We start from the raw sequence: 25,525 nt of genomic DNA, 5'->3' as shown, positions 1-25,525 counted from the left end.
AGCGGGTCCTCACGGAGCGGGTTCGATATGCACGACTTTGGTGGCCGTCAGCTCGTCGAGCAGTTCGGGCCCGTAACCGTAGCCGTGTCCACTCGCGCGGCGGGGGTGCGCGGCGCCACCGGGCGCGCCCCCGAACACGGCGTTGACCTTCACCGTGCCCACCGGCAGCGCCCGCCACGCCCGTTGGGTGTGTTCCGCGGACCGGGTCAGCACCGTGGCCGCGAGGCCGTAGGCGTCGTCACGGGCGCGGGCGAGTCCTTCGGCGAAGTCGTCCACCACGCACACCGGTGCCACCGGGCCGAACGTCTCCTCCCGCATGACCCGCATCGTCGGGTCGCAGTCGGTGAGCACCGTGGCGGGATAACGGGAACCGGGCCCGTCCGGTATCACGCCCCCGGCCCGCAACCGGGCTCCCGCCGCCACGGCGTCGGTCACGTGCGCGTGCACGGCGGCCCGGTGACGGAGGTCCACGAGGGGCAGCGGTCCGGCCCGGTCGGCGGCGGCCGTGAGCGCGTCGACGAAGGGCTCGGCGATCCGGCGGTGCACGAAGATGCGCTCGACGGCCACACAGATCTGACCGCTGTTCGCGAACGCGCCCGTGGCGGCCTGCTCGGCGGCCCACTGAGGATCGACGTCGGCATCGACGATCAGCGGGTCGTTGCCCCCGTTCTCCAGGAGCACCTTCGCGCCCGTGCGGGCCGCCACGGCGGCCAGTGACCGTCCGGTGGCGGTGCTGCCGACGTGGGCGATGACGTCGACGTCCGGGTGCTCGGCCAACCACGAGCCGACGGTGCCGTCGCCCGCGAGGTGCCGCACCACGCCCTCGGGGAAGTGCGGCCGGAGCACCTCACCGAACAGCAACCCGGTGTGCGGGCAGCGTTCGCTCGGTTTGGCCACCACCGTGTTGCCCGTGACCAGGGCCGCACCGACCAATCCGCAGGCGACGGCGACGGGGTCGTTCCACGGCGTCAACGCCACGACCACGCCACGAGGTTCGGGCACCATCAGGTCGGTGGCCGACTCGTGTCCCAGCAGCGCGCGCCCGCGGTGCAGCGGGCCGAGTTCGGCGTACTGGCGCAGGGTGGCGACCCCCGCGAGCACTCCTTCGCGGGCCTCGGCGGCGGGACGGCCGGTCTCGGCCTCGTTGATCCGCGCCAGCTCGTCGGCGCGGTCGGCGAGCGCGTCGGCGGCGGCTCGCACCGCCTCCGCCCGTGACACGGCCGGGGTCGCGGCCCAGCCCGGCAAGGCGGCCCTGGCCCCGGCGACGGCGGCACCCACCTCCTCCGACGTCGCCATGGGGACCCGGCCCACGAGACTGCCGTCGGCCGGATTCTCGACACGGATGCTGCGCTCGTCGGCGGGATCGGCCGACGGCAGGTCGACGGTGAGGTCGGTCATCGGGAGTGCATCACCTCGTGGGGTCGGCGACGGTGACGTCGGTACGGACGATCGGTCGGTTTCGTGAGCGGCGGCCCCGCGTCCCGCCGCACGGGCTGTCCACGCCGGACGGAGGACTTCCGCTCCGGGCGGGCCGGGCCACGGCCTCACCTTCTCGCGCGGGGGCATACCCGCGGTGAGTCTCGGGTAACCGAGCACGGTGGACACCGAACCCAGGGAGTTGCTGCGCACCGCGATGCGGGTGTCGAACACCCTGCGTGCCCACGGTGTCCGGTTCGCGTTGGCCGGAGGATGCGCGGTGTACGCGCACGGCGGGCCCGCCTCGGACCACGACGTGGACGTCTTCGTCACCGAGCGGGACGCCCCCGTGGCGAGGAAGGTTCTGGTCGCGGCCGGGATGCGCGCCGTCGACCCGCCCGAGGACTGGTTGACCAAGGTCTACGACGGCAACTGTCTCGTGGACCTGGTCTTCCGTCCGAACGGCAGGCCGGTGACGCCGGAGGCGCTCGACCGCGCCGAGGTCCTGCGGCTGGGCGCCACCACCGCCCCGGTGGTTCCGGCGACCGATCTGATGGTCGACAAGCTGCTGGTGCTGGAGGCCCACCGCTGCGACTTCACCCCGCTGCTGCCCATCGCTCGCGCCGTTCGCGAACAGGTGGACTGGGCCGCCGTGGCCAGACGAACCGGCGCGTCGCCGTACGCGCGCGCGTTCCTCACCTTGCTGTCCGAGCTCGGCGTCACCAACGGACGCGAGCTCGCCCACGCGAAAGGAGCTCCCCATGTCCGGTCCCGAACCCGGTGAGGGCCCCCGGCAGCCCGAGTACACGGCGGCGCGGCTCCGGCGGGCGCTCGCCGAGGACGAACGCACCGCGGAACTCGGCATCCAGGTGGACGTCCGCGGCGAGCACGTCTACCTCACCGGCGCGGTGTCGTCGCAGAGGTGCAAGGAACGCCTGGACGCCGTCCTGCACGAGCGGGCGCCGGAATTGCGCCTGCACAACGACGTCCGCGTGGTGGAGGCGACGGAACCGGGTGACGCCGAGGTGCTGGGATGATCAGGATCGCGGCGGTCGGGGACGTTCACCTCGGGGAGGACGCTCGGGGCAGGCTCCGGCCCGCGCTGGAGCACCTGCCCGACCGCGCCGACGTGCTGTTGCTCGCCGGTGATCTCACCCGGCACGGCACGCCCGAGGAGGCGCGCATCGTCGCCCACGAGTTCGCCGATCTCGGCCTGCCGGTGGTGGCGGTGCTCGGCAATCACGACTACCACAGCGACGCCGTCGACGAGGTCACGGCCATCCTCGACGGCGAGGCCGGGATCCGAGTCCTGGAGGGCGACGGGACGGTGCTGTCCGTCGACGGGACCCGGATCGGCGTCGCGGGGGTGAAAGGCTTCGCGGGGGGCTTCGAGGGCCGATGCGCCAGCGCGTTCGGGGAGCCGGAGATGAAGTCCTTCGTCGAGCACACAGTGGACGTCGCGGACTCCCTCCGTGCGGCGCTGAAGAGACTCGACGCCGAGGTGCGCGTGGCTCTGATGCACTACTCCCCCGTGCCCGACACCCTGCACGGCGAGCCATTGGAGATCTACCCGTTCCTCGGGGCGTACCAGCTGGGCGAGGTGGTCGACGAGGCCGGCGCGACGCTGGCGATCCACGGCCACGCCCACTCCGGCTGTGAACACGGGGTCACGCCCGGCGGCGTCCGCGTGCGCAACGTCGCCCAGCCGGTGATCCGCTCGGCGTACGCCCTGTACTCCCTCGAAGAGCACACGTTCGAGACGGTGGGAGAGACCGCGTGACGACCACGGTGGTGTGGGACGGCGCCGAGGGCCTCCCGACAGTGGTGGTGTTCGACCCGGCCCCGCCCTCGGGGCGGGACGAGGTGCCGCCCGCCTGGCGGCGACTGACCGAACGCAGGCAGGTCGTGTGGTGCCGGTTCGCGGTGAACCGCGCGTTGGCCGAGGTCGACCGGCTGCTCGGGGACGCGGACGCGTTCGGCAGGCCGATCGACGCCGTGGTCCACGGTGATCCCTCCGACGTGCTCGACGTGCTGCGCAGGCACGCGGGCCCGATCCGCGCCGCGGTGGTGGTGGACGCCGAGGCCGGTGCCGTTCACGACGTCCCCGGCGTGCGTGTCGTGACCGTGGGTCGCTCCCACACCCCGCCCCGGCCCCTCGCCGGTGACGCCGTGTGCGCGGACGTGACCGCGGCCCTCGACGCGCTGGACGCCGAGGACCTCGGCGAGGGACGCGGCCCCGAGCGTCGAGAAGGGCCCACCTCCGACGAGTGAGCGTCGCGCCGAACCCCCTCGAGGCGACGCCGCCGACCGACCCGCGAACGACGATTCCGGACTCGCGGGGTCAGTCGTCGTCCTCGTCGTCGTCCTCGTCGGGCTCCCCGAGGTCGGTGATGCCGAGAAGCTCGTCGGTGTCGATGAGGGCCCGTCCGTCCTCCACCACCATGCCGAGCTGGTGTCTTTCACGGGTGACCGACTCGGCGGTGGTGAATTCGAGTTCCACTTCGACGACGTGCCCGCTCACCGCCGTGGGACCGCCGACGATCTTCACGGACTCGATCCCGGCCCAGAACTCGCGGTAGGCCTCCTCGCCCTGGGCCCGCAGGCCGGGCCCCAGCAGCTGCCAGCCCTGGTCCACGTCGCCGGGCATGAGCGCGTAGTAGTCGGTGACGGCCTGCTCCAACTCCGCGGGGCTCAAGAGCTGCGGTGGAGGCGGCTCGCTGGACGACGCGGAGGACTCGGCGGTGATCTGCTCACTGGGCGGCGGCGCGGAGTCGGAGACCGCGCTTTCCGAGCTGGTCGTGACCGGGGCGTTGGCCTCCGTGGACTCGTCGGAGCCGTCGGTGCCGCCCACGATCAGCTCGGCCACCAGGATTCCCACGGCCGCCGCGGCGAGAACGGCGAGGATCGTCGTCGCGATGCGCGCACGGGACCACCCCTGCTGCTCGGCCCCGGTGGGCGCGGCCGCCGGGACGGGGGTGGGGCCGGTGACGGGGTGGGCTCCGGGTACCGACCGGTCGGGACGCTGCGGTGGCACGGCGGGCATCGCCGTCGCCGTCGGAGTGCGGGGGCCGGTCTGCTGCGGTGGCGGCGGAGGAGGTGCGGCGGGCGCCGCCGGGACGTCCGCGGCCGGATGCAGGTCCAGGCGCGTCGAGCCGCGCACGGGGCTCGGAGGCAACGTGGGCGCGTCGAGCCCGTCGGGGCGTCCCTCGGCCACCGCGCGCAAGGCGGCCTCCGCCTGCGCCATCGTCGGGCGCGTCTGCGGTTCCGAGGTCAACATCGCACGCAGCGTGCTGTCGAGGACTCCCGCCTGACGTGGGGGAATGATCTGGCCGGCGGCCACCACGTGGAGCATCGCGATCTCGTTGCCGGGATTCTCGAACGGCGGTCTGCCCTCCACGGCCGCGTACAGGGTGGCGCCCAGGGAGAAGACGTCGGCGGCGGGCCCCGGTTCCGCACCTCGGGCCGTCTCGGGCGACAGGAACGCGGGCGTCCCCGCCAGCAGGCCCGTGCTGGTCACGGTGATGTCGCCCGCGGCGCGGGAGATACCGAAGTCGGTGATCTTCGCGGTGCCGTCGTCGGCGATCAGGATGTTGCCGGGCTTGACGTCCCGGTGGATGACTCCCGCCGAGTGGGCCTTGATGAGCGCCGCCGCGACTTGCGCGCCGATACGCGCCACCTCGGTCGGTGGCAGCACGCCACGTTCGTCGAGCAGGTCGGCCAGGCTTCGCGACGGAAGGTACTCCATCACGAGCACCGGGTGGCCCTCGTGGTCGACGACGTTGTAGACCGAGATCGCGTTGGGGTGCTGGAGCCGGGCGGCGATCCGGCCTTCCCGGAACGCGCGCTGGCGTGCCTTCTCCGTCTCGGTCGCGTTGAGTCCCGGAGGTAGCAGTAGCTGCTTCACGGCCACCGGCCGGTCGAGCCGCACGTCGACCGCGCGCCAGACGACCCCCATCGCGCCGCTGCCGATCTGGTGTTCCAGCCGGTAACGCCCGGCGATCAGTGTTTCGTCGCCCTCACTCACCTGTGGCCCTTCCTGTCACCCCGACAGACTAGAGCGTCACGATCACAGCATCCTCCCAGACCCGGCAAGCCATCATGCCGTTCGGTTCCCTGCGAGACGACCTTGCGCGCGGCGTTTCCGTTTCACCCCAAAGGGGTAACTGTTTCGCGTCCGTGACTTCCGGACCGAGGAGACGTTGATGAAACGCGGCGCGCAGACCGCCGCCGCGGTTATCGCGGGGTATCTGCTGGGACGCACCAAGAAAATGCGCCTCGCCCTGATGATCGCCGCGGCCGGAGCGACGGGGAAACACGGTACGAATCCGACGGGCCTGCTCCGAGCAGGGCTCTCTCGGCTGGGTGACTCGGCCGAGTTGAGCAGACTCACCGACAGTGTGCGGGGTGAGCTGTTGGAGGCCGCCCGCGCGGCGGCCACCAAGGCGGCGACCTCCCGGATCGAGTCATTGAGCCAGAGAATCACCGAAGGCTCCGGTGACGAGGACCGGGACTCCTCCGGTGACGAGGAGGAAGCCTCCGAACCCGAGGAGGAGCCCCCGGAGGAGCCCGAGCCTCCCCGGAGGCCGGGGGTCCGTAGGCGGTCCCGCGGTGCCACGGAAGAGGACGGCGGCTCGCCGCCCCGACGTCGCCGCTCGGCCTCGGAGGGGAACCGTCGCCCGGCTCGCAGGCGCTCCCCGAGTTCGGCGGACTCGACCGAGAACACCCCGGACGACGGCGACAGCGAGGATTCCCCCGATCGGCCGCGCACCCGCGCCCGGACGTCGGCGGGACGTTCCCCCGTTCGCCGGAGCGGGAGGTGAGCGATGACCAAGGCAGCACGCGCGGCCGGCGGCAAGGCGAAGGACGCCGTCGGCAAGACCACCGAGAAGGTCACCGACGCCGCCGGGGGCGGTGAACTCTCCGGCGCGCTCAACGCGCTCGTGGGCGCCGTCGCCAACAAGGCGGTCTCGTCGGTGGTGGACAAGGTGGGTCAGTCGGCTCAACGGCTCACCGACTACGCCGAGGGCAAGGGCGACGGCGGACTGATGACGGCTCTGACCGGGGCCAAGAAGCTGGCCGAGGGCAAAAGCCCCGTCACCGCGGCACTCAGCACGGGCGCCGCCAAGGTCGGCGACACGGTGAAGAAGGCGTTCGGCGGTGGCTCGGGCAAGAAGGGCGGTGGGCTGAAGCTCACCAACATCGTCGAGACGATCGACGTGGGCGTGCCCGTGAACGTGGCCTACGACCAGTGGACCCGGTTCACCGACTTCCCCTCCTTCATGAAGAAGGTCGAAAACGTCGAGCAGGAATCCGACGAGAAGCTCATGTGGAAAGCGCAGGTCCTCTGGTCGCACCGGTCGTGGAAGTCCACGATCACCGACCAGGTCCCCGACCAGCACATCGTGTGGCGGTCGGAGGGTGAGAAGGGCTACGTGGACGGGGCCGTGACATTCCACGAGCTGGCGCCTCGCCTCACCCGCATCCTCCTCGTACTCGAGTACCACCCCCAGGGGTTCTTCGAGCAGACGGGGAACCTGTGGCGCGCCCAGGGACGCCGGGTCCGGTTGGAGCTCAAGCATTTCCGCCGCCACGTGATGACGCAGACCCTGCTGCACCCCGACGAGGTCGAGGGTTGGCGCGGCACGATCCACGACGGCGAGGTGGTGGACGCAGGCGACGAGGAGCCCAACGACGACCGGGAAGCCGACGAGTCCGAAGAGGACTACGAAGACGACTACGACGACGAGGACGAAGACGCCGACTACGACGAGGACGACGAGGACTCCGAGTACGAGGACGACGAGGAGACCGAGGACGACACCGGCCGCGAGCGGTCCTCCCGACGGACTCGCGGGCGCTGACGAGGAAGGGCAGACGTGACCACAGCAGTTGCCGCGACCGGAGGCGGCGGAGGGCCCTCCCCGTCCGGCTTGGCCGATGTCATCGACACGATTCTCGACAAGGGCTTGGTGATCGACGCCTACGTGCGGGTGTCGTTGGTCGGGATCGAGCTGCTCACCGTGGACGCGCGGATCGTGGTGGCCAGTGTGGACACCTACCTGCGCTTCGCGGAGGCGACGAACCGGCTCCAGGTCGCCGACGACGACAAGAAGGGGCTGCCCGAACTCATGGAGGACATGAACTCCGGCGCCGCGAAGTCGCGGACGAAGGGCGCCCTGGAGGCGGCGGGCAACAAGTTGCGCGACGTCCTCGGCGAGACCGAGGAAAGGAGCTCCTAGATGACGGAAGCGGCGACCCGCCGGACGGACCACCGCGACGAGGACGGCGGGCGCGAGACCGCGATCTACGTCTACGGCATCGTTCCCTCCGACGTGGAGACGGATTCGGAGGTCACCGGCATCGGCGAGCCCCCGACCACGATCGAGACGGTGCGGCACGGCGACATCGCGGCCCTGGTCAGCGAGATCACCGTGGACCGCCCCCTCGGGACCCCGGAGGACCTCATGGCGCACGCCCGCATCCTGGACGCGTCCGCGAGTGAGGTCCCCGTCCTCCCCCTGAGGTTCGGCGCGGTCCTCACCGACCGAGACGCGGTGCGGGAGGAGTTGCTCACCGAACACCACGACGAGTTCGCCGCCGCTCTGGCCGAACTGGAGGGCAGGGCGCAGTACCTCCTCAAGGGCCGCTACGACGAACGCGCGGTCCTCGACGAGATCCTCTCCGAGGACTCGCGGGCCCAGCAGTTGCGGGAAGCGATCCGGGACGCGCCGCGGGAAGCCACCCGCAACGAGCGCATCGCCCTCGGGGAGTTGATCTCGAACGCCATCGCCGCCAAGCGGGAGGCCGACACCCGGATCGCGGTGGAAGCGCTGGAGGACCTCGGGGTCGACGTCGCGCCGCGCGAGGCCACGCACGAGCTCGACGCCGTCCACGTCACCTGCCTGGCCGAGGTGGCGGCCCAGGGCGATCTGGAGCGGACGGTCGACACGCTGGCGCGGCGGTGGGAGGACCGCGTGGACCTGCGGTTGTCGGGGCCACTCGCTGCTTACGACTTCGTGCGTACGGCACGGCCGGGCAGCTGAAGACCCGACCGCCGTACCACGGGAAGGAGGTCCCGACGTGGGACTCGTGACTATGCTCCTCGGCCTGCCCCTGGCACCGGTTCGTGGAGTGGTCTCCCTGGCGGAGGTGATCCGCGACCAGGTGGACCGAGAACTGTACGACCCGGCGGCAGTGCGTCGTGAGTTGGAAGCCGCCGAGCAGGCCCGCGCCAGGGGCGAGATCACGGCCGAGGAGGAGGCCCTGATCCAGCGCCGGGTCCTCGGCAGGCTCACCGGCCACGACGGCGGTGAGCCGCCCACCGAAGGCGGGTGAGGGCCGTGCAGCAGGACCTCGACGAGGCGAGCGCCGAGGAGGCCGCCGAACTCGCGTTGGGCCACATCGAACGGCTCACGAAACGGCAACCGCTCGGTGTCACCTCCCTCACCCCCACCGACGTCGGCTGGGTGGTGGAGGTCGAGGTCGTGGAAGAGAGCCGTGTTCCCTCCACGGCCAACATCCTCGGGTTGTACGAGGTCGAACTGGACGTGGGCGGCGAATTGGTGTCCTACCGCAGGCTCCGTCGCTACGCGAGGGGACGCACCGACTGACGAGAGCGGGAAAAGGACGGAGAACACATGACCTCGACCGGACGTCCGGGCTCGGCGCTGACGTCGTCGAGTTCGGCGGGGCACCAGTCCGCCAACCTCGGCGACATCCTCGAACGGGTCCTGGACCAGGGGCTCGTCATCGCGGGCGACATCCAGGTGAACCTGCTCGACATCGAGCTGCTCACGATCAAGCTCCGGCTGGTGGTCGCCTCGCTGGAGACCGCCAAGGAGGTGGGCATCAACTGGTGGGAGAACGATCCGTGGCTCACCGGCCGCGACGACCGACACGAGCGGAGCACGCTGGAGCGGGAGAACCGGGAGCTGCGCAGCCGGATCGAGGCGTTGGAGGCGAAGTCCTCCGCCGCGCAGGTGGAGGCGGGGGTTCCCCGTACCGAGGACGTGATCGACGCCGAGCCCGTCGCGGAGAGCCGTGATGAGTGAGCCGACGGCGACCGGCCTGTGGCTGTACGCGGTGGCGCGGGGACTCGACCCGGCACCGCTGGCCGGGCTGCGCGGGGTCGCGGACGCCGAGGTGCGCACCGTCGCGATGGGTGGGCAAGGCTCCGGGGAGGAACCGCTGACGGCGGTGGTCGGACCGGTGCCCCTCGCCGAGTTCGGGGAGGAGGCGCTGCGGCGCAATCTGGAGGACCTCGACTGGCTGGCCACCACGGCACGCGCCCACGACGCGGTCGTGGCGGCCGTGTCCGCCGCCTCCTCGGCCGCGGTTCCGCTGAGGCTGGCCACGGTCTGCTTCGACGACGAGCGCGTGCGCGACCTTCTGACGGAGCGTGAACAGGAGTTCACCACCGCCCTGGACGCCCTCACCGGTCGTACCGAGTGGGGTGTGAAGGTCTACACCGATCCCGCGAAGCTCGCCGGGGCGGCCGAACCTACGGCCTCCGTGTCGTCCGCCTCGGGCGGCTCCGCCGGCTCGGGCACTGCCTACCTGCGCCGCCGCAAGGCGGCCCTGTCGGCCAGGGAGACCGGCGAGCGGATCGCCGCCGAACACGCCGAACACCTGCACGCCCGCCTGGCGCGCGCGGCGGTGGCGTACCGTCGGCATCCGCCGCAGGACCCGAAGCTGTCGGGCGAGCGAGCCCACATGGTGCTCAACGGTGCGTATCTGGTCGACGACGAACGGGCGACCGAGTTCGCCGACCTGGTCCGGGCCCTCGACGCCGAGCACGAGGCGGTGCGGGTGGAGCTGACCGGTCCCTGGCCGCCCTACTCGTTCGCGGCCGTGAGTCAGCCGGAGTGACCGTGACCGGCGACCCCCTTCCCGACACCGCAGACCGCCTCGACTCCGCGGTGGACTCGGCTCCCGTCGCCTCGCCCGAGCGCCGGATCGCCCTGGTGGACCTACTCGACCGGGTCCTCGCGGGCGGTGTGGTGATCACGGGGGAGGTCACGATCTCCATCGCCGACGTCGACCTCGTGCACGTGTCGTTACGGGCACTGATCACGTCGGTGAGCACGCTGGAACGAGGAGGCCGACCGTGAGCGAGCCCACCGGTGACGCGCGCCACCGCAATCCGCTCGCCGAGCGCATCGACTCGGACCCGGAGTCCGTCGAACAGGGTCTGGCGGGCCTGGTGTTGACCATCATCGAGCTGCTGCGTCAGCTCATGGAGCGGCAGGCCCTGCGCCGGGTCGACGCGGGTGATCTGACCGAGGAGCAGGTGGAACGCATTGGTCTGACCCTCATGAAGCTGGAGGAGCGTATGGAGGAACTCCGGGAGCACTTCGGGCTCGAACCGGAGGACCTCAACATCGACCTGGGACCTCTGGGACCTCTGCTCGGCGACGAGTAAGGCGTTTCCTATGCTGTCGCGCCATGGGTTGGTTGTCAGGCGCACGGCAGGCCGACTATGCCCGGCGTGATCTCCGTGTTCTCGCCGAACGGCTCCACGCTGCCGGGTTGAGCACGTCGGCTCTCGGTCCCGCGCAGCTCGCGGGTCTCGACCAGCACGCGGCCGCGGTGCGCGACGCCCTGACGACCGGAAGGGGCACGCCGGGGGTCGTGGAACTCGCCGCCTACGCCCAGGGCGCGCTCGACGCTGCGGCCGAGGCGGGCTGGACGCCCGAGACCCACGCCACCGTCCCCGCGTGCGCCACCACCGAGTGGATCGTGCTGCGCCTGCTCGCGGTGTGCGTGCTCGCCGAGACCTCCGCCGACGACGTCCCCGACATCGATCCGCTGCTGTTCACCTGAGAACCTACGAAAAGACGCCGACGCTCGCGCGCTCGGCGTCTTTTCGTGTCCACGAGTCTTGTCGGCTCAGGGTGTCGGACGGTGCGCGGTACGCTCCTGCTCCTCGGGGGTCTGGAGGGGCTCCGTCTGGGCCTGGCTGACGTCCTCCCTGCCCCGCTGGTAGGCCTCCGCCTGCGCCTTGGCGCTCGGCATCTCGTTCTCGGCACGGTTGAGCCACCGCTCCCATCGCTGCTGCATCGGCCGCATCAGACCGCCACCCACCCCGATGGCGAGGATGGCACCGACCGTGGCGAGAACCGCGATCAACACCGGGGTCGTCACCGCGGTGGCGATGCCGATCTGGTTCAACGCGGCGATCACCCCGAGGCCGATGATGACCACCTGCGCGGCCGTGGCGAGCGCCCGACCGTAGCTCAGCCCGCCCAGGGCACCGCCCATGATGTCCTTGACGGCGTTGGCGATCGCCGAGGCCACGACGACGATCACGATGGCGACGACGGCCCTGGGCAACCACGCGACGATGGCCGCGAGCAGCGAGCTCACCGGGTTGGGCCCGAAGACGCCGAACGCGATCTGCAGCGCGATCAGCAGCACGGCGTAGTACACGATCGCCGCCACGAGACCGCTCGCGTCGTACTTCGACCGCTCCAGCGCCCGCTTGATGCCCCCGCGCTCCACGGCGCGGTCGAAGTTCAGACGTTCCAGCACGACGTTGACCAGCTTGCGTAACCCTATCGCCACCAGCCATCCGATGAGCAGGATGACCAGGAACGCGGCGAACTTCGGCAGGAAGGTGATGACCGACCGAAGCGCGTCGTTGAACGATTCCGTGATGTTCATCGGTGTTCACATCCTTTCCGTGGCCGGCCGGTCTTAGCTCGTCACGCGGACGGGGCCACTCGGATCTTGACGCCGGGCCACACGGTTCGTCGGCTGTGCGGGGGAGTACCCGATTTCGGACCCGACACTCACGAACCGTAGGCACCCTTTCGAGTCCCGACTCGGCTCGCCGGAGTGAAGAACGGGACGCAAACCCCGAAAAAGACCACCAATAGCACACGGTACGTGACGGCATATCCACAGGTCGTTGTCACTGTCGAGCGGTCGCCACGCCATAGTGTGAGCGCCCGCGAGCGGAGGTGGACGTGACCGAGGTCGACTACTACGCAGTGCTGGGCGTCGAGCGTGCCGCGTCGACCGCGGAGATCAAGTCGGCGTACCGGTCCCGCGCCCGCCGGGCCCACCCGGACGCGGGGGGCTCGGCCGAAGAGTTCCAACTGTTGCGGCAGGCCTACGAGACCCTGTCCGACCCGGCGCTGCGCGCCGCCTACGACCGTCGGGGCAGGCGTCCTTCGTTGGCGCTGGCCGCGGAGAGGCGCGCGACCCGCCGTGCCGCGCCCCGTCGGTTCGGCGAGGACCCGAACTTCGTGCCCTCCGCCCCCACGATCGACGTCCGTGACCTGCCGTGGTGGGACCTCGTGGAGGGCGTCTCCCGCGTGCACTACTCCCATCCGGGGTCCCCCGGCCACGCTCCCGTGGGAGGCGCGCTGCTCGGGGCCGTGGTGCTGCCCCTGCCGCTGCTGGCGCCGTCCGCCTTCCCGACGTGGCTGATGGTGATGTGGGTGCTGCTCGTGGTGTCGGCGTCGGCAACAACGGTGTTGCTCGTGCGACGGCACCTGGAGTCGCTGCGCGCTCTCAAGTCCTTCCGCAGCGAGTTCGGCGACCGCGTCGTGTTCGGCTCCCCCGGTTCGGAGGACGACGAGGTGGTGCAGCGGCTGACCGCCGAGGTGTTCGAGCGCTACCTCACCCGCCTGCCCGGCGTGCGCATCTTCCACGGTCTGTCCTGGCCCGACTCGGTGTTCGCCGACGTCGACCACGCGGTGTTGTGCGGTCGCAGGCTCGTCCTCGTGGAGTCGAAGTCGTGGCTGCCCGGTCACTACGGTCTCGCCGAGGACGACACGCTGACCCGGAACGGACGCCGGTTCCGGGGCGGCGGAACCCAGTTGCCCACCAGCGTGGAGGCCTTCCGCCGCCTGCTGCCCGACGTGGAGGTGCGGGGTGCGCTCGTGCTGTACCCGAGCCGGGAGGGCGACCTCACCGCCGACGAACTGACCGAGGACGACCTCGACGATCTCGACTTCGTGCCCCCGCTGACCCCCGAGCAGTTCGTGCGGCTGATGGGCGACTGGCTGGCGGCGGACCCCGTCAGCGTCGACCGGCACGTCCTGCGCACGGTGCTGGGTCAGGTGGTCGGTCTTTCCGCGACGTCGCGGTCGCGCACGTGACGCGGAGACAACGGCGGCGCCGTTAGGCTGACGCCGCCGTTCACTTCGGGAGGACCCCATGACGTCCGGTCGTCGTGCCACCGGCACATTCGCGCGAAGCTCCGTGATGGCTCTGGTCTCCGTGGTGGCGCTGGTGGGTGGCGTCGCCGTCATGGGCCTGCTGCACCTCGTGCCGTCGAGCGCCGGGATCGACCCGGTACGACGCACGATCAGCGAGTACGCCCACGGTCCGGACAAGTGGCTGTTCGACACGGCCGTGCTACTGGTGGCGCTCGGGTCGGCCGGGGTGTTCGTCGTCGTGGCCGGGCGCGCTCCGGCACGCCGGGTCCCGGCGAGCACGGTGTTCGGGGGCCTGTGGGTGCTCGGACTCGTGGCGGTCGTGGTGTTTCCCAAGACGGACTGGTCGGTGGGGCCGAGCGTGGCGGGCACTATCCACCGTTACGCCAGCGTGGTGGCCTTCCTGTGTCTGCCGTTCGCCGTCTGGTCGGCCGCGAACGTGGTGTTCGGCGCGGCGTCCCGGCCGCGCGTCGTGACCCGACTGCTGGCGCTGGTGTCGTGGGCATGGCTCGGGGTCATCCTCACCGCCGTCGCGGTGATGCTCGCCGGCGGTGAGCCGTGGTGGCGGTCGATCCCGCTCGGACTCGTCGAACGACTGCTCGCGGGCACGGAGGTCGCGGCCGTGCTGTCGCTCGCGCCGGGGTTACTGCGCGCGGACGATCTCACCCCCGAAAAGGGCGATCCCCTGGTACGGTACTAAGCGCACGCTTACCAACTCAACGACGAGACGGGGCCGCGCAGCGAAGAAGTTGCATCGCTTCGGGGTCCGAACAGGAGGATTGCAGTGACCGACTCCCCCTCCCGCGTCGCCATCGTGACGGGCGCAGGACGCGGTATTGGCGCCGCGGTCGCCCGGCGGCTCGCCTCCGACGGGTTCGCCGTCGCGTTGCTGGACCTGGCCTCCGACGCCGTGAAGGCGAACGCGGACGCGATCACTGCCGACGGTGGCCGGGCGATCGGCATCGGTGTGGACGTGTCCGACGCCGAGTCGGTGGAGACGGCCGTGACGGAGGTGGCCGAGCGACTCGGTCCGCCCACGGTGTTGGTGAACAACGCGGGCATCACGCGGGACAACCTGCTGTTCAAGATGACCGAGTCCGACTGGGACTCGGTGATGAACGTGCACCTGCGGGGCTCGTTCCTGATGAGCCGCGCCGCACAGAAGTACATGACCGAACAGGGCTGGGGCCGCATCGTCAACCTCTCCAGCACGTCCGCGCTGGGCAACCGCGGCCAGGCCAACTACTCCGCCGCCAAGGCGGGCCTGCAGGGCTTCACCAAGACGCTGGCCATCGAACTGGGCAAGTTCGGCATCACGGTCAACGCCATCGCGCCGGGCTTCATCGAGACGGACATGACGGCGGCCACCGCCGAGCGGCTCGGCGTGTCGTTCGAGGAGTTCAAGAAGGCGGCCGCGGCGGAGATCCCCGTGCGCCGGGTGGGCCAGCCGTCCGACATCGCGGGGGTGGCGTCGTTCCTGGTCAGCGACGACGCGTCCTTCGTGTCCGGCCAGGTCATCTACGTGGCGGGCGGGCCGAAGGCATGACCGGTCCCCGCGTCTTTCCCGATCTGGAAGCGTTCGCCGCCGCGGTGGGTGAGCCCCTGGGCACCGGCCCGTGGCACGAGGTCACGCAGGAGCAAGTGAACCTCTTCGCCGACGCCACCGGCGACCACCAGTGGATCCACGTCGATCTCGACAAGGCGGCCAAGGGGCCCTTCGGAGGGCCGATCGCGCACGGCTACCTGACGCTGTCGTTGATCCCCAAGCTCGGCGCGGACATCTACCGCGTCGAGGGTCTGAGCATGGGCATCAACTACGGCCTCAACAAGGTGCGGTTCCCGCAGCCGGTGAAGGTCGGCTCGCGGATCAGGGCCCACGCCGAGCTGCTCTCGGTCACGCCCGGCTCCGGGGGCAGCCGGGCGGTGGTGCGATGGACCATCGAGATCGAAAACGTCGAGAAGCCGGCCTGTGTAGCCGAGACGGTCGCGCTGCTGGTGCCGTAACTCGCCCGGCACACCGGAGCACGAAGCCCCGGCGGGCACGGTGCCGATCGGCCTGGAGGACCGGCCGCGCGCGGCGCCGTGCCCGCCACGACGAGGAGATCACATGAGCGAGGAGACCCCACCCGGACTCGATCCGGCCCGGCTGCGGGAGCATCTCGACGCCGAGCGGCCCGGTCTGGTCACCGGACCGTTGCGCGCCCAGCTCGTGGAGGGCGGCCGGTCGAACCTGACCTACGTCGTCGACGACGGCACCCACCGGTGGGTGGTCCGCCGCCCTCCCCTGGGCCACGTCCTGCCCACGGCCCACGACATGGCGCGGGAGCACACGGTCATCAGCGCGCTCGGCGACACCGAGGTACCCGTACCGCCCACCGTCCTGCTGTGTACCGACGAGTCCGTCCTCGGCGCTCCGTTCTACGTCATGGACTACGTCGAGGGCACGCCCTACCGACGCCGTGACCAGCTCGAAGCACTCGGACCGGACCGCACCCGGCGGATCGCCGAGGCGATGATCGACACGCTGGCCCGGCTCCACGCGGTGGACTACGCCTCGGTGGGGCTCGCCGAGTTCGGCAGGCCGGAGGGCTATCTCGAACGCCAGTTGCGCCGGTGGGGCAAACAGCTCGACGCCTCGCGCAGCCGCGACCTGCCCGGCATCGACACGTTGCGGGAGCGGCTGTCGAAACGGCTCCCGACGTCATCGGCACCCACGATCGTGCACGGTGACTACCGGCTCGACAACCTCCTGGTGGGCGCCGACGACGAGATCACCGCCGTGCTGGACTGGGAGATGTCGACGCTCGGCGATCCGCTCACCGACGTCGCCCTGCTCGTCGCCTACACCGAGGGCGAGGCGTTGGGGGACGAGATCAGCAGCGTCGCCACCGCCCCCGGTTTCCCTCGCATCGACGACCTCGTGGCCCGCTACACGGCCACGTCCGGGCGGGACACCTCGGCGATGGCCTGGTATCTCGGCTTCGCGTTCTTCAAGCTCGCCGTGATCCTGGAGGGCATCTACTTCCGCTACCGGCAGGGCAAGACCGTCGGTGAGGGCTTCGACCGCCTCGGAGCGAGCGTCGCGCCGCTGGTGGCGCGCGGGAACTCCGTGCTGAAGGAGGACTGAATGGACTTCGCATACGACGCCACCACCGAGCGCTACCGCGAGCGGTTGCTCACGTTCATGGACGAGTGCGTCTACCCCGCCGAACCGGTGCTGGCCGAGCAGACGAAGGCCGCCGAGAACCCGTGGGCGACACTTCCGGTGATCGAGGAGCTCAAGGCCGAGGCCCGCCGTCGCGGGTTGTGGAACCTGTTCCTGCCCGGTGCACGCGGTGCGGGCCTGACCAACGTCCAGTACGCGCCGCTGGCCGAGATCACCGGCCGCAGCCCCCACCTCGCCCCGATCGCCACCAACTGCGCGGCACCGGACACGGGCAACATGGAGTTGCTGACCGAGTTCGGCACGCCCAAGCAGCAAAAGCAGTGGCTGGAACCGCTGCTCGAAGGCGAGATCCGGTCGGCGTTCGCCATGACCGAACCCGACGTCGCGTCCTCCGACGCCCGCAACATCGGCACCCGGATCGAACGCGACGGCGACGAGTACGTGATCACCGGTCGCAAGTGGTTCATCTCCGGCGCCATGAACCCGCTCTGCCGCGTCTTCATCGTCATGGGCAAGACCGACCCGGACGCGGCGCCGCACCGGCAGCAGAGCATGATCCTCGTTCCGCGCGACACTCCGGGGGTCGAGGTCAAGCGTCCGATGACCGTGTTCGGCTACGGCGACGAGGAGGCGGGCGGCCACGCCGAGGTCGTCTTCGACCACGTTCGGGTCCCGGCCGAGAACCTCATCGGAGGTGAGGGCGACGGATTCGCCATCGCCCAGGCCCGGCTCGGTCCCGGCCGCATCCATCACTGCATGAGGGCCATCGGCATGGCCGAGCGGGCCATCGAGCTGATGTGTCGCCGCGCGGTGTCCAGGGTGGCGTTCGGCAAGCCGCTCGCCGAACAGGGCGTGGTGCAGGACTGGATCGCCGAGTCGCGGGTCCGGGTGGAACAGCTCCGGCAGCTCGTGCTGCGGACCGCGTGGCTCATGGACACCGTGGGCAACAAGGGCGCGCACACGGAGATCCAAGCCATCAAGATCGCCACCCCGCGTACCGTCGAGTGGATCATCGACAAGGCGATCCAGCTCCACGGCGCGGGTGGGTTGAGCCAGGACTTCCCGCTGGCCTCCCTGTGGGCGGCGGTGCGCACGCTCCGCCTGGCCGACGGCCCCGACGAGGTGCACAAGCGTTCCCTCGCCCGACGTGAGCTGAAGAGGTACCTGTGATGAGCGCTGACGTCGTGGACACGTACGAGCTTCGCGAACGGGTGGCGGCGTTCCTCGCCGAGCACGATCCGGCGACCACCGACCGGCTGGAGTTCCTGCGCGCCCGGTTCGACGCCGGGTTGGCGTGGGTGCACTACCCCGTCGGCCTCGGCGGTCTCGGGCTGCCGAGGGAAGCACAGCCGGTGGTGGACGCCGCGTTCGCGGAGGCGGGAGCGCCGGACAACGATCCCCGCCGTAACGGCATCGGGCTCGGCATGGCCGCGCCCACGATCCTCGCCGTCGGCACCGAGGAGCAGAAGCGGCGCTTCCTCCGCCCGCTGTGGACCGGCGAGGAGATCTGGTGCCAGTTGTTCAGCGAGCCGGGCGCGGGCTCGGATCTGGCGGCGCTGGCCACCAGGGCCGTCCGTGACGGCGACGACTGGGTCGTGAACGGTCAGAAGGTGTGGACGTCGTCGGCCCACAACGCGCGCTGGGCCATCCTGCTCGCCCGGACCGACCCGGACGTCCCCAAACACCGGGGCATCACGTACTTCGTGTGCGACATGACGGCGCCGGGGGTCGAGGTGCGCCCGTTGCGGCAGATCACCGGCGAGGCCGAGTTCAACGAGGTGTTCCTCACCGACGTCCGGATCCCCGACTCCCACCGGCTGGGCGAGGTCGGCGCGGGCTGGCGAGTCGCGCAGACGACCCTGATGAACGAGCGCGTGGCCATCGGCGGCAACGCCGCGCCACGCGAGAGCGGCATGCTGGGCCGGGTGGTGGAGACCTGGCGGAACCGGCCGGAACTGCGGACCCCGGAACTGCACGAGCGGCTGCTGCGCCTGTGGGTGGAGCAGGAGGCGTTCCGGCTCGCGGGTGTGCGACTGCGGCAGCAACTCGCGGCGGGAGCACCGGGCCCGGAGGGGTCGGCGATGAAACTCGCCTTCGCCCGGCTTTCGCAGGCACTGTCCGGATTGGAACTGGAGCTGCTGGGCGAGGAAGGTCTGCGCTACGACGACTGGTCGCTGCGCAGGCCGGAGCGGGTCGACTTCACCGGCCGCGAAGCCGGGTACCGGTACCTGCGGGCCAAGGGCAACTCCATCGAGGGAGGCACCTCGGAGATTCTGCGCAACATCATCGCCGAGCGGGTGCTCGGGCTGCCCGCCGACCCCAGGGTGGACAAGGACGTCGCGTGGAAGGACCTGCCCCGATGACCCCGAACCTGCTGTACTCCGACGTCGAGGACGACCTGCGCGCCACGGTCCGCGACGTGCTGGCCGACCGCGGGCTGCCCGCCTCGCTCGTGTCGGGCACGGACAGCGAACCGACCTACGACCCGGCGCTGTGGCGGACGCTGTCCACCGACCTCGGGCTCGTGGGGCTGCCCGTGCCGGAGCGGCTCGGGGGTCAGGGCGCGTCGTTCCGCGAGACCGCACTCGTGCTGGAGGAGCTCGGCCGAGCCGTCGCGCCGGTGCCGTTCCTGGGTAGCGCCGTCCTGGCGACGTCCGTGTTGTTGAACGCCGACGTCGACGCCGAACCGGTGGCCGCGCTGCTGCGCCGACTCGCGGCGGGTGAGACCACGGCCGCGTTGGCCGTGCCGCTGTCGACGACCCCGCACGCGGAGTTCCCGACCACGGTCCGGGCGGACGCGGGAGTACTCGACGGGACGGTCACCACGGTGGCCGACGTCTCCGTCGCCGACGTCCTCGTCGTGCCCGCCACGGGCCCGGACGGCCCGGCGCTGTTCGCGGTGGACGCCTCCGCCGCCGAGGTGGAGATCGCCGACGTCGTGTCGTTCGACCTCACCCGGCGCGTGGGTGACGTGCGGCTGCGGCGGGCCCCGGCCCACCTCTTGGTGAGCGGCCCCGACGCCGCCGTCGCGCTGACACGGGGCCTGCTGACGTCCGCGGGGCTGCTGGCGTCGGAACAGCTCGGCGTGGCGCAGTGGTGTCTGGACACGACCGTGGAGTACGTGCGGCAGCGCCACCAGTTCGGCAGGCCGGTCGGGTCGTTCCAGGCGCTCAAGCACCGGCTCGCCGACGTGTGGCTGGAGCTCGTTGCCGCCCGAGCCTCCGCCCGCTATGCCGCCGACGTGCTCGCCTCGTCCGAGGCGTTCGACCCCGGCTCCGACGTCGAGGTGGCCGTGGCCGTGGCGCAGTCCTACTGCGCGTCGGCGGCCGTGCACGCCGCCGAGGAGGCGATCCAACTGCACGGCGGGATCGGTATGACGTGGGAGCACCCGGCTCACGTGTACCTGAAGCGCGCCAAGGCCGACGAGCTCGCGTTGGGAACGCCGGGGCGGCATCGTGCGCACCTGGCCGAGGTGGTCGACCTCCCCCCGGCGTGATCGCGGAAGTGGTTTCGTCAGCGGGCGGCGTCGAGGTCCCCGACGCCGCCCGCGGTGCGATCAGGCGCTCCAACGGGGCGAAACCCGAGTGACCACAGCCGTCCGTCTCACACCGGTTCGCGCTGCCTCCCCCGTCCTCACCCGCGCTTTCGAAGCAGGGGAAGTGCGGGTGCGATCCAGGCCGCCGGCCGCTCACGGGCCGACCTACCCGACGAGCGTGTGCGCCAGTAGCTCGGCCGTGCCGGCGACCAGGTCGTCGTCCCAGTCGGCGTCCTCGACCTCCTTGGTCGTCAGCACGGCCAACACCAGCGGGGTGCCGTCGTCCGTCCACGCCACGCCCACGTCGTTGGCCGTGCCGTACCCGCCCGACCCGGTCTTGTCCGCGACCCGCCAGTGGGAGGGCAGTCCGGCGCGGAACCGCGTGTCGCTCGTGACGCTCTCGGTGAGCCACGTGACCAACCGATCCCGGTCGGCGTCGTCGAGCGCACGCCCGAGCAGCAGTCGGCGGTAGTCGGCGGCGATGGCGGCGGGCGTGGTGGTGTCCCGCCGATCTCCGGGGACACCGTCGCTCAGGTCCGGCTCGTACCGGTCGAGCCGGGTGACGGAGTCACCGAGCGAGCGGCAGAAGCGCGTGATGCCGCTCGGTCCCCCCAACGGCCGTAGCAGCAGGTTCGCCGCCGTGTTGTCGCTCTGCCGGATGGCCGCGGCACACAGGTCCTCCACCCGCATGCCCGTCACGGCGTGCTGCTCGGTGATCGGCGATCCCGGCACCAGGTCGGCCTCCGTGTAGTGCACCCACCGGTCGAGATACGTGCCGTCGTGGTCGAGGTCGCGGAGCACGGCCGCGACTTCGAGGGTCTTGAACGTCGAGCACATCGGGAACAGCTCGTGGGCGCGGTAGGAGACGACGGCTCCCGAGCGAACGTTGAGCGCGAACACGCCGAGTCGGGCGGCGTGTCGTGACTCCAACGCCCGCAACTCCGCCGACACGCTCCGCGAGACCGTCGCCGAGCCGGTTGCGGGCACTGAGAGTCCCACGGTCGCGAGGCCCGCGGTGACCGCCAGCCCGGTACGGAGCAACGAACGGCGGGAGAAGGTGACACTCATCGGCATTCCTCGTCTTGTCGGGCAACGGGTTCGAGGCGAGCCAAGCAGCGCCACGCCTCCCATGTCCAAGAGCAATGTCCGCGACGGCCATAGCGTTCTGATATAACCGCAGGCGTGGACCTGCTGGCGCACCTCGAAGCGTTCGTCGCGATCGCCGAGCAGGGCAGTTTCTCCGCCGCCGCCGACACGCTCTACGTCGCGCAGCCGGTGTTGAGTCGGCGGATCAAGACGCTGGAGAAGCACTTCGGCGGCGCGCTGTTCGACCGCGGCGGCCGTCACGTGACCACGACCGATCTCGGGCAGTTGCTGCTGCCCCACGCGCGCGACGTGCTGGGGCGGGTCGAGCACCTGCGACAGGTGGCCGCGACGGCGTTGGCCACCGCTCCCCACACGCTCGGCATCCCACCCGACGCGGACCCGACGGGGCTCGCCCGCGTGATCCGGGCCGGCGCCGAGCGTGGCGTCACCGTGGCCGTGCGCGAGTTGTCCGTCGAGGACCGCGAACACGGCCTCGCCGACGGGTCACTGACCTGCGCGGTGGTCCGCGTGGCACCGGAGACCGCGTCGGTGCGCGTGCCGCTCGGCCTCGCCACCGGCTCCCCCGGCCCCGGCCGTACCGTGCACCTGGAGGACCTGCGGCCCCGGCGGGGAAGCGCGGACCGACCCGCGCCGATTCTCGTCACCGCCGAGGACGACGTGCCCTTCGCCGCCGACCGGCTCGCCAAGGCCCTCGCCCGCGCCGGGCTGGCCGAGAGTCGCCTCGTGCCCGCCACGTCGCTGTCCGCGGCCGTCGCCGACGCCCTCGCAGGCCCGTCGCTGCTGCTGTGTCCGGCGGAACTCGCCCGTCGGCACGGACTGTCGTGGCGCCCACTCGCCGATGCTTCCCTGCATCGCGGGTACGAGGTGGCGTTCTCCCCTCGACGCACCACGGAGCGCGGTGACCTCGCGTGGCTCACTCCCCTGGTCGCGGCTGCGCTCGGCGCGACTCCACCTGACGCCGCGTCCGCTTCGGACAGTCGAAGTTCCCGCCGTGACAACCCATTGGCGGCGCGAGGATGAGTACCGAACCCACCTACGTGGCGACGTCGACGGAACTGCTGCGCGTGGCCGAGTCGATCGCGGAGCACTGGCGCGAGGTCGGCGCGCTCGGACACCTGCTGGCCCGCAACCTCGACACCGGAGAGGAGCTGGGGTTCGACGCCGAGACGCCCGTGCCGCTGGCATCGGTCGTCAAGGTCCCGCTCGCCCTGGTGGTGCTCGACGAAATCGCGCACGGCCGCCTGGACGCCGCTCGGCCCGTGACCATCGAACCGGCGCGACGCAGCGTCGGCCCCACCGGTGTGTCGGCGTTCCGGCATCCCGCGACCCTCGCGGTCGGCGACCTGCTCCACCAGACCCTGTCCGTCAGCGACAACGCCAGCGGCGACGCCCTGTTCGACCTGGTAGGTGTGACGACAGTGGACGACCGCCTGCGCGAGTGGGGATGCTCCGGCATCCGAGTGCGGCACCGACTTCAACGCATGTACGACTGCGCGGCGGGCGTCGCGGGCGACGACTTCCATCTCGCGTTGGAACTGGCGATCCGCGACGACACCACCCGCCAGCACTCGATCGACACGCTCGATCCGGCCCACGGCAACGTGGCCTCGGCCGCCGCGCTGGTCGAGCTGTTGCACCGCATCTGGCTCGACCGCCTCGCCCACCCGTCGGCCACCGCGGAGCTACGACGGCTGATGGGACTACAGGTGTTTACCCACCGGCTCTCAGCCGACCTGCGAACCGACACGGTGAAGGTCAGCGGCAAGACGGGCTCGTTCCTGCACCTGCGACACGAGATCGGGGTCGTCGAGTCGGAGTCCGGCGACCGGGTCGCCATCGCCGCGCTGACCCGCTCCCACCGACGCGCGATCGTCGCCCACGACATCGATCTCGCCATCGGCGCCGCCGCCAGAGCGGCGTTCGAGAGTCTGCGGCGCTGACGTCGCCCAGCGGTCGGCCGTAGGGAGTCGAGCACCAGGTCGGCGAAGTGGTCACCGACCTCACGGGCCGACAGCTCACCACTCGCCCGGCATCGGAAGCCGAGGTGGTGCACCGCGCCGAAGAAGAAGTCCACAACGACCTCCGCCGGTTTGTCCGCACGGAACTCGCCGGAGCGCTGCCCTTCCTCGATCAGCCCCGGAAACGCTCGTGGTAGCGGCGACGTTGCCTGCGCACCGCGGCCCGTGTGGCGGGGGCGAGCCGGTGCATGGACTGGAAGAAGATCGTCGTGTCGTCGAGGTTGGCGATGGTGCTCACCACGACGTCGGCGGCGATCGCGTGCGACCGGTCGCCCACCGGTTCGTCGCTCGCGGCGAATGTCTCCATCCGCCGCGTCTGCTCGCGCAACACCCGCGCGTAGACCTCGTACAACAGGTCGTCCTCGGAGCGGAAGTAGTGGTACATCGCGCCCTCGGCGACCCCGGCGGCCTCGACGATCCGGCTCACCAACGTGCGGTCGAAACCCCGCTCGGCGAACAGCCGGGTGGCTGCCGACAGCAGTCCGCACTGCACGTCGGACTACGAGAAACTCATCGCGGCGAACATATTGACCGCCGTGGTCGGGGCCCGGTCCCCGGGCCCCACCGTCACGACGCGTCCTCCAGTTTGCGCTGGAGCTTGTTCATCCCGGCGAGCCACTGTTCGGTCCGGGTGGCGCGATGCGCGTAGTACTCGGCCACCTCGGGGTGCGGGAGGATGAGGAACCGGCCGTCGCGGAGTCCGGCCACGGCGGCGTCGGCCACCTGTTCCGGTTCGATGGCACCCGGCTCCAGCAACGCTGCCCCCATCGATCCGGCGCCGGCGAGCATGTCCGTGCGTACTCCCTGCGGGCAGATCGCCTGCACCCGGATACCGCGATGCCGGTACGTCACGGCGAGCCACTCGGCGAATCCCAGGGAGGCGTGCTTGGTCACGGAGTAGGGCGCGGACCCGAGGTTGGTGAGCAGCCCCGCGGCCGACACGGTGGCGAGGAAGTGCCCCCGCCCGCGTTCCAGCCAGCGCGGCAACAGCTCGCGCGCGGCGCGGACATGGGCCATGACGTTGACCTCCCACACCCGCGCCCAGTCCTCCTCGGGCGCCTCGGGGCCGCCGGGCACGGCGATCCCCGCGTTGGCGCAGAACAGGTCGATCTCCCCCAGCGCCTCACGCGCCGCCGCGACCAGAGCGCGGACCCCGTCCTCCGACGCGGCGTCGCCGGGCACGGCCGTGCCCCCGATCCGGGCGGCGACCTCCGAGGCGGCCTCGCCGTCGAGGTCGGCGACCACGACGCGCGCGCCCTCGGCGGCCAACCGGGCGGCCAGCGCCGCGCCGATGCCGCGGCCCCCGCCGGTGACGACGGCACCCGCGCCGTCGAGTTCCACCGTCACAGCCCACCGCCGAGTGTCACGCCGCCGTCGACGACGAGGGTCTGACCGGTGATCCAGCCCGCCTCGTCCGACAGCAGGAACTTCACGGCACCGGCCACATCGGACGGTACGCCGAGCCGCTTCATCGGGTACGCGGCGGCGACCTCCTCCTCACGGTCGGCGTAGAGCGCCGTGGCGAACGCCGTCTTCACCACGGCGGGAGCCACGGCGTTGACCCGGATGGACGGCGCCAGCTCCTGGGCGAGCTCGGTGGTGAGTCGGATCAGCGCCGCCTTGCTCACGCCGTACATGCCGATGCCCGGCGACGTGCGCAGTCCCGCGATCGACGCGACGTTGACGATCGCGCCGCCATGCTCCCCCATCCAGGCGTCGCGGACCTTGCGGGTCCACGCCAGCGGCGCCAGTACGTTGACCCCGAGGATCTTGGCCGCCGCCGAGGGCTCCACGTCGAGGATCGACCCGTAGACGGGATTGATTCCCGTGTTGTTGACGAGGAAGTCGACACGGCCGAACGTCTCCAGGGTGCGCTTCACCACCTCGTCCTGGTGAGCGGTGTCATCGGCCTTGCCGGGGATTCCGAGCGCGACCGCGTCGCCACCCAGCTTCTCGACGGCCTCGGCGAGCGGGTCCGGTTTGCGAGCGGTGATGGTGACCTTCGCCCCGGCGGCGACCAGCGCTTGCGCGACCCCGAAACCGATCCCGCGACTGGCACCTGTCACAATGGCGACACGGTCCGTCAATTCTCCCACGGACGTTCTCCAATCCGCGCTAA

The 25,525-nt window shown here is 71.1% G+C and carries 31 protein-coding genes and 1 pseudogene; 25 read left to right on the top strand and 7 right to left on the bottom strand.

What is annotated here, in order from left to right:
• Positions 1 to 9: 9 nt before the first annotated feature.
• Positions 10 to 1,398 (bottom strand): aldehyde dehydrogenase family protein, encoded by a 1,389-nt coding sequence (locus tag SACGLDRAFT_RS09230; protein ID WP_005463898.1) that lies wholly within the window; start codon positions 1,396 to 1,398, stop codon positions 10 to 12.
• A gap of 199 nt (positions 1,399 to 1,597) precedes the next feature.
• Here SACGLDRAFT_RS09230 and SACGLDRAFT_RS22700 point away from each other — a divergent pair, with 199 nt between their 5' ends.
• Genes SACGLDRAFT_RS22700 through SACGLDRAFT_RS09210 form a run of 4 tightly spaced genes read left to right on the top strand, consistent with a single transcriptional unit; the run spans position 1,598 to position 3,687 of the window.
• Positions 1,598 to 2,200, top strand: coding sequence for a nucleotidyltransferase family protein (locus SACGLDRAFT_RS22700; RefSeq protein ID WP_005463896.1), 603 nt, complete (start codon positions 1,598 to 1,600; stop codon positions 2,198 to 2,200).
• Entirely contained in the window at positions 2,178 to 2,453 is a 276-nt protein-coding gene (locus tag SACGLDRAFT_RS22695; protein WP_005463894.1) for a BON domain-containing protein, read from the top strand. The genes SACGLDRAFT_RS22700 and SACGLDRAFT_RS22695 overlap by 23 nt, the downstream gene beginning before the upstream one ends.
• A complete protein-coding gene (locus tag SACGLDRAFT_RS09215; RefSeq protein ID WP_005463892.1) occupies positions 2,450 to 3,196 on the top strand; it encodes a metallophosphoesterase family protein in 747 nt (248 codons plus the stop codon). Before SACGLDRAFT_RS22695 ends, SACGLDRAFT_RS09215 begins: the two co-directional genes overlap by 4 nt.
• Positions 3,193 to 3,687 carry a hypothetical protein gene (locus SACGLDRAFT_RS09210; protein ID WP_005463890.1) on the top strand — a complete coding sequence of 165 codons (495 nt, stop codon included), beginning with the start codon at positions 3,193 to 3,195 and terminating at the stop codon, positions 3,685 to 3,687. The genes SACGLDRAFT_RS09215 and SACGLDRAFT_RS09210 overlap by 4 nt, the downstream gene beginning before the upstream one ends.
• Positions 3,688 to 3,757: 70 nt before the next feature.
• Here the strand turns inward: SACGLDRAFT_RS09210 and SACGLDRAFT_RS09205 are convergent, their stop codons facing one another.
• A complete protein-coding gene (locus SACGLDRAFT_RS09205; RefSeq protein WP_005463888.1) occupies positions 3,758 to 5,440 on the bottom strand; it encodes a serine/threonine-protein kinase in 1,683 nt (560 codons plus the stop codon).
• Between the two features lie 178 nt (positions 5,441 to 5,618).
• On the opposite strand from SACGLDRAFT_RS09205, the gene SACGLDRAFT_RS09200 reads away from it, so the two are divergent.
• The 11 genes from SACGLDRAFT_RS09200 to SACGLDRAFT_RS09150 are packed head-to-tail and all read left to right on the top strand — an operon-like array spanning position 5,619 to position 11,238.
• Positions 5,619 to 6,236: a hypothetical protein gene (locus SACGLDRAFT_RS09200; RefSeq protein ID WP_005463886.1), complete on the top strand. Its 618-nt coding sequence runs from the start codon at positions 5,619 to 5,621 to the stop codon at positions 6,234 to 6,236.
• 3 nt (positions 6,237 to 6,239) lie between these two features.
• Positions 6,240 to 7,277, top strand: a complete 1,038-nt coding sequence (locus tag SACGLDRAFT_RS09195; RefSeq protein ID WP_005463884.1) for an SRPBCC family protein — start codon at positions 6,240 to 6,242, stop codon at positions 7,275 to 7,277.
• Between the two features lie 15 nt (positions 7,278 to 7,292).
• Entirely contained in the window at positions 7,293 to 7,655 is a 363-nt protein-coding gene (gene gvpJ / locus SACGLDRAFT_RS09190; RefSeq protein WP_005463881.1) for a gas vesicle protein GvpJ, read from the top strand.
• Positions 7,656 to 8,459, top strand: a complete 804-nt coding sequence (locus tag SACGLDRAFT_RS09185) for a GvpL/GvpF family gas vesicle protein (RefSeq protein ID WP_005463880.1) — start codon at positions 7,656 to 7,658, stop codon at positions 8,457 to 8,459.
• 37 nt (positions 8,460 to 8,496) lie between these two features.
• The gene (locus tag SACGLDRAFT_RS09180; RefSeq protein WP_005463879.1) at positions 8,497 to 8,751 is read left to right on the top strand and encodes a gas vesicle protein GvpG; all 255 of its coding nucleotides are present in this window, start codon (positions 8,497 to 8,499) and stop codon (positions 8,749 to 8,751) included.
• Between the two features lie 5 nt (positions 8,752 to 8,756).
• Positions 8,757 to 9,026, top strand: a complete 270-nt coding sequence (gvpO, locus tag SACGLDRAFT_RS09175; RefSeq protein WP_005463878.1) for a gas vesicle protein GvpO — start codon at positions 8,757 to 8,759, stop codon at positions 9,024 to 9,026.
• 27 nt (positions 9,027 to 9,053) lie between these two features.
• Positions 9,054 to 9,467, top strand: coding sequence for a gas vesicle protein (gvpJ, locus tag SACGLDRAFT_RS09170; protein ID WP_005463877.1), 414 nt, complete (start codon positions 9,054 to 9,056; stop codon positions 9,465 to 9,467).
• Positions 9,460 to 10,284 (top strand): GvpL/GvpF family gas vesicle protein, encoded by an 825-nt coding sequence (locus SACGLDRAFT_RS09165; protein ID WP_005463876.1) that lies wholly within the window; start codon positions 9,460 to 9,462, stop codon positions 10,282 to 10,284. The genes gvpJ (SACGLDRAFT_RS09170) and SACGLDRAFT_RS09165 overlap by 8 nt, the downstream gene beginning before the upstream one ends.
• 2 nt (positions 10,285 to 10,286) lie before the next feature.
• Positions 10,287 to 10,526: a gas vesicle protein gene (locus SACGLDRAFT_RS09160; protein ID WP_005463875.1), complete on the top strand. Its 240-nt coding sequence runs from the start codon at positions 10,287 to 10,289 to the stop codon at positions 10,524 to 10,526.
• A complete protein-coding gene (locus tag SACGLDRAFT_RS09155; RefSeq protein WP_005463874.1) occupies positions 10,523 to 10,837 on the top strand; it encodes a gas vesicle protein K in 315 nt (104 codons plus the stop codon). The genes SACGLDRAFT_RS09160 and SACGLDRAFT_RS09155 overlap by 4 nt, the downstream gene beginning before the upstream one ends.
• 23 nt (positions 10,838 to 10,860) lie before the next feature.
• Positions 10,861 to 11,238, top strand: coding sequence for a DUF6401 family natural product biosynthesis protein (locus tag SACGLDRAFT_RS09150; RefSeq protein ID WP_005463873.1), 378 nt, complete (start codon positions 10,861 to 10,863; stop codon positions 11,236 to 11,238).
• Between the two features lie 66 nt (positions 11,239 to 11,304).
• Here SACGLDRAFT_RS09150 and SACGLDRAFT_RS09145 read toward each other — a convergent pair whose 3' ends face one another.
• Positions 11,305 to 12,078, bottom strand: coding sequence for a mechanosensitive ion channel family protein (locus SACGLDRAFT_RS09145; RefSeq protein WP_005463872.1), 774 nt, complete (start codon positions 12,076 to 12,078; stop codon positions 11,305 to 11,307).
• Positions 12,079 to 12,383: 305 nt separating this feature from the next.
• Here SACGLDRAFT_RS09145 and SACGLDRAFT_RS09140 point away from each other — a divergent pair, with 305 nt between their 5' ends.
• The 8 genes from SACGLDRAFT_RS09140 to SACGLDRAFT_RS09105 all read left to right on the top strand — a co-directional run bounded on the left by SACGLDRAFT_RS09140 (position 12,384) and on the right by SACGLDRAFT_RS09105 (position 20,242).
• A complete protein-coding gene (locus SACGLDRAFT_RS09140; RefSeq protein ID WP_005463871.1) occupies positions 12,384 to 13,523 on the top strand; it encodes a J domain-containing protein in 1,140 nt (379 codons plus the stop codon).
• A 106-nt stretch (positions 13,524 to 13,629) separates the two neighbouring features.
• On the top strand, positions 13,630 to 14,280 hold the full coding sequence (locus SACGLDRAFT_RS09135; protein ID WP_232284103.1) for a DUF998 domain-containing protein: 651 nt from the start codon (positions 13,630 to 13,632) through the stop codon (positions 14,278 to 14,280).
• Between the two features lie 84 nt (positions 14,281 to 14,364).
• Entirely contained in the window at positions 14,365 to 15,126 is a 762-nt protein-coding gene (fabG, locus tag SACGLDRAFT_RS09130) for a 3-oxoacyl-ACP reductase FabG (protein ID WP_005463869.1), read from the top strand.
• Complete coding sequence (locus SACGLDRAFT_RS09125; protein ID WP_005463868.1) at positions 15,123 to 15,584, top strand: MaoC family dehydratase; 462 nt, start codon at positions 15,123 to 15,125, stop codon at positions 15,582 to 15,584. Before fabG ends, SACGLDRAFT_RS09125 begins: the two co-directional genes overlap by 4 nt.
• 103 nt (positions 15,585 to 15,687) lie before the next feature.
• Positions 15,688 to 16,707, top strand: a complete 1,020-nt coding sequence (locus SACGLDRAFT_RS09120) for a phosphotransferase family protein (RefSeq protein WP_005463867.1) — start codon at positions 15,688 to 15,690, stop codon at positions 16,705 to 16,707.
• Positions 16,708 to 17,916 carry an acyl-CoA dehydrogenase family protein gene (locus SACGLDRAFT_RS09115; RefSeq protein WP_005463866.1) on the top strand — a complete coding sequence of 403 codons (1,209 nt, stop codon included), beginning with the start codon at positions 16,708 to 16,710 and terminating at the stop codon, positions 17,914 to 17,916.
• Complete coding sequence (locus SACGLDRAFT_RS09110; RefSeq protein ID WP_005463865.1) at positions 17,916 to 19,109, top strand: acyl-CoA dehydrogenase family protein; 1,194 nt, start codon at positions 17,916 to 17,918, stop codon at positions 19,107 to 19,109. The genes SACGLDRAFT_RS09115 and SACGLDRAFT_RS09110 overlap by 1 nt, the downstream gene beginning before the upstream one ends.
• The gene (locus tag SACGLDRAFT_RS09105) at positions 19,106 to 20,242 is read left to right on the top strand and encodes an acyl-CoA dehydrogenase family protein (protein WP_005463864.1); all 1,137 of its coding nucleotides are present in this window, start codon (positions 19,106 to 19,108) and stop codon (positions 20,240 to 20,242) included. Before SACGLDRAFT_RS09110 ends, SACGLDRAFT_RS09105 begins: the two co-directional genes overlap by 4 nt.
• Before the next feature lie 204 nt (positions 20,243 to 20,446).
• Here SACGLDRAFT_RS09105 and bla read toward each other — a convergent pair whose 3' ends face one another.
• Positions 20,447 to 21,349, bottom strand: a complete 903-nt coding sequence (gene bla / locus SACGLDRAFT_RS09100; protein WP_005463863.1) for a class A beta-lactamase — start codon at positions 21,347 to 21,349, stop codon at positions 20,447 to 20,449.
• A gap of 114 nt (positions 21,350 to 21,463) precedes the next feature.
• Between bla and SACGLDRAFT_RS09095 the strand changes: the two genes are divergently transcribed.
• Together SACGLDRAFT_RS09095 and SACGLDRAFT_RS09090 are read left to right on the top strand one after the other, a co-directional pair.
• Positions 21,464 to 22,408, top strand: coding sequence for a LysR family transcriptional regulator (locus SACGLDRAFT_RS09095; protein ID WP_005463862.1), 945 nt, complete (start codon positions 21,464 to 21,466; stop codon positions 22,406 to 22,408).
• Complete coding sequence (locus SACGLDRAFT_RS09090; protein WP_005463861.1) at positions 22,405 to 23,328, top strand: serine hydrolase; 924 nt, start codon at positions 22,405 to 22,407, stop codon at positions 23,326 to 23,328. Before SACGLDRAFT_RS09095 ends, SACGLDRAFT_RS09090 begins: the two co-directional genes overlap by 4 nt.
• Before the next feature lie 14 nt (positions 23,329 to 23,342).
• Here the strand turns inward: SACGLDRAFT_RS09090 and SACGLDRAFT_RS09085 are convergent.
• The 3 genes and pseudogenes from SACGLDRAFT_RS09085 to SACGLDRAFT_RS09075 all read right to left on the bottom strand — a co-directional run.
• Positions 23,343 to 23,899, bottom strand: a pseudogene (locus tag SACGLDRAFT_RS09085) (TetR/AcrR family transcriptional regulator); the annotation flags it as partial.
• A gap of 74 nt (positions 23,900 to 23,973) precedes the next feature.
• The gene (locus SACGLDRAFT_RS09080; RefSeq protein ID WP_005463859.1) at positions 23,974 to 24,753 is read right to left on the bottom strand and encodes an SDR family oxidoreductase; all 780 of its coding nucleotides are present in this window, start codon (positions 24,751 to 24,753) and stop codon (positions 23,974 to 23,976) included.
• Positions 24,750 to 25,502 carry an SDR family oxidoreductase gene (locus SACGLDRAFT_RS09075; RefSeq protein WP_005463858.1) on the bottom strand — a complete coding sequence of 251 codons (753 nt, stop codon included), beginning with the start codon at positions 25,500 to 25,502 and terminating at the stop codon, positions 24,750 to 24,752. Before SACGLDRAFT_RS09075 ends, SACGLDRAFT_RS09080 begins: the two co-directional genes overlap by 4 nt.
• Positions 25,503 to 25,525: the final 23 nt, after the last annotated feature.

It is taken from the genome of Saccharomonospora glauca K62, from assembly GCF_000243395.2.
In the GTDB taxonomy this organism is placed as follows: Bacteria; Actinomycetota; Actinomycetes; order Mycobacteriales; family Pseudonocardiaceae; genus Saccharomonospora; species Saccharomonospora glauca.
Note: the sequence above shows the minus strand (reverse complement) of the source record. Positions and strands in the feature narration are given on the sequence as shown.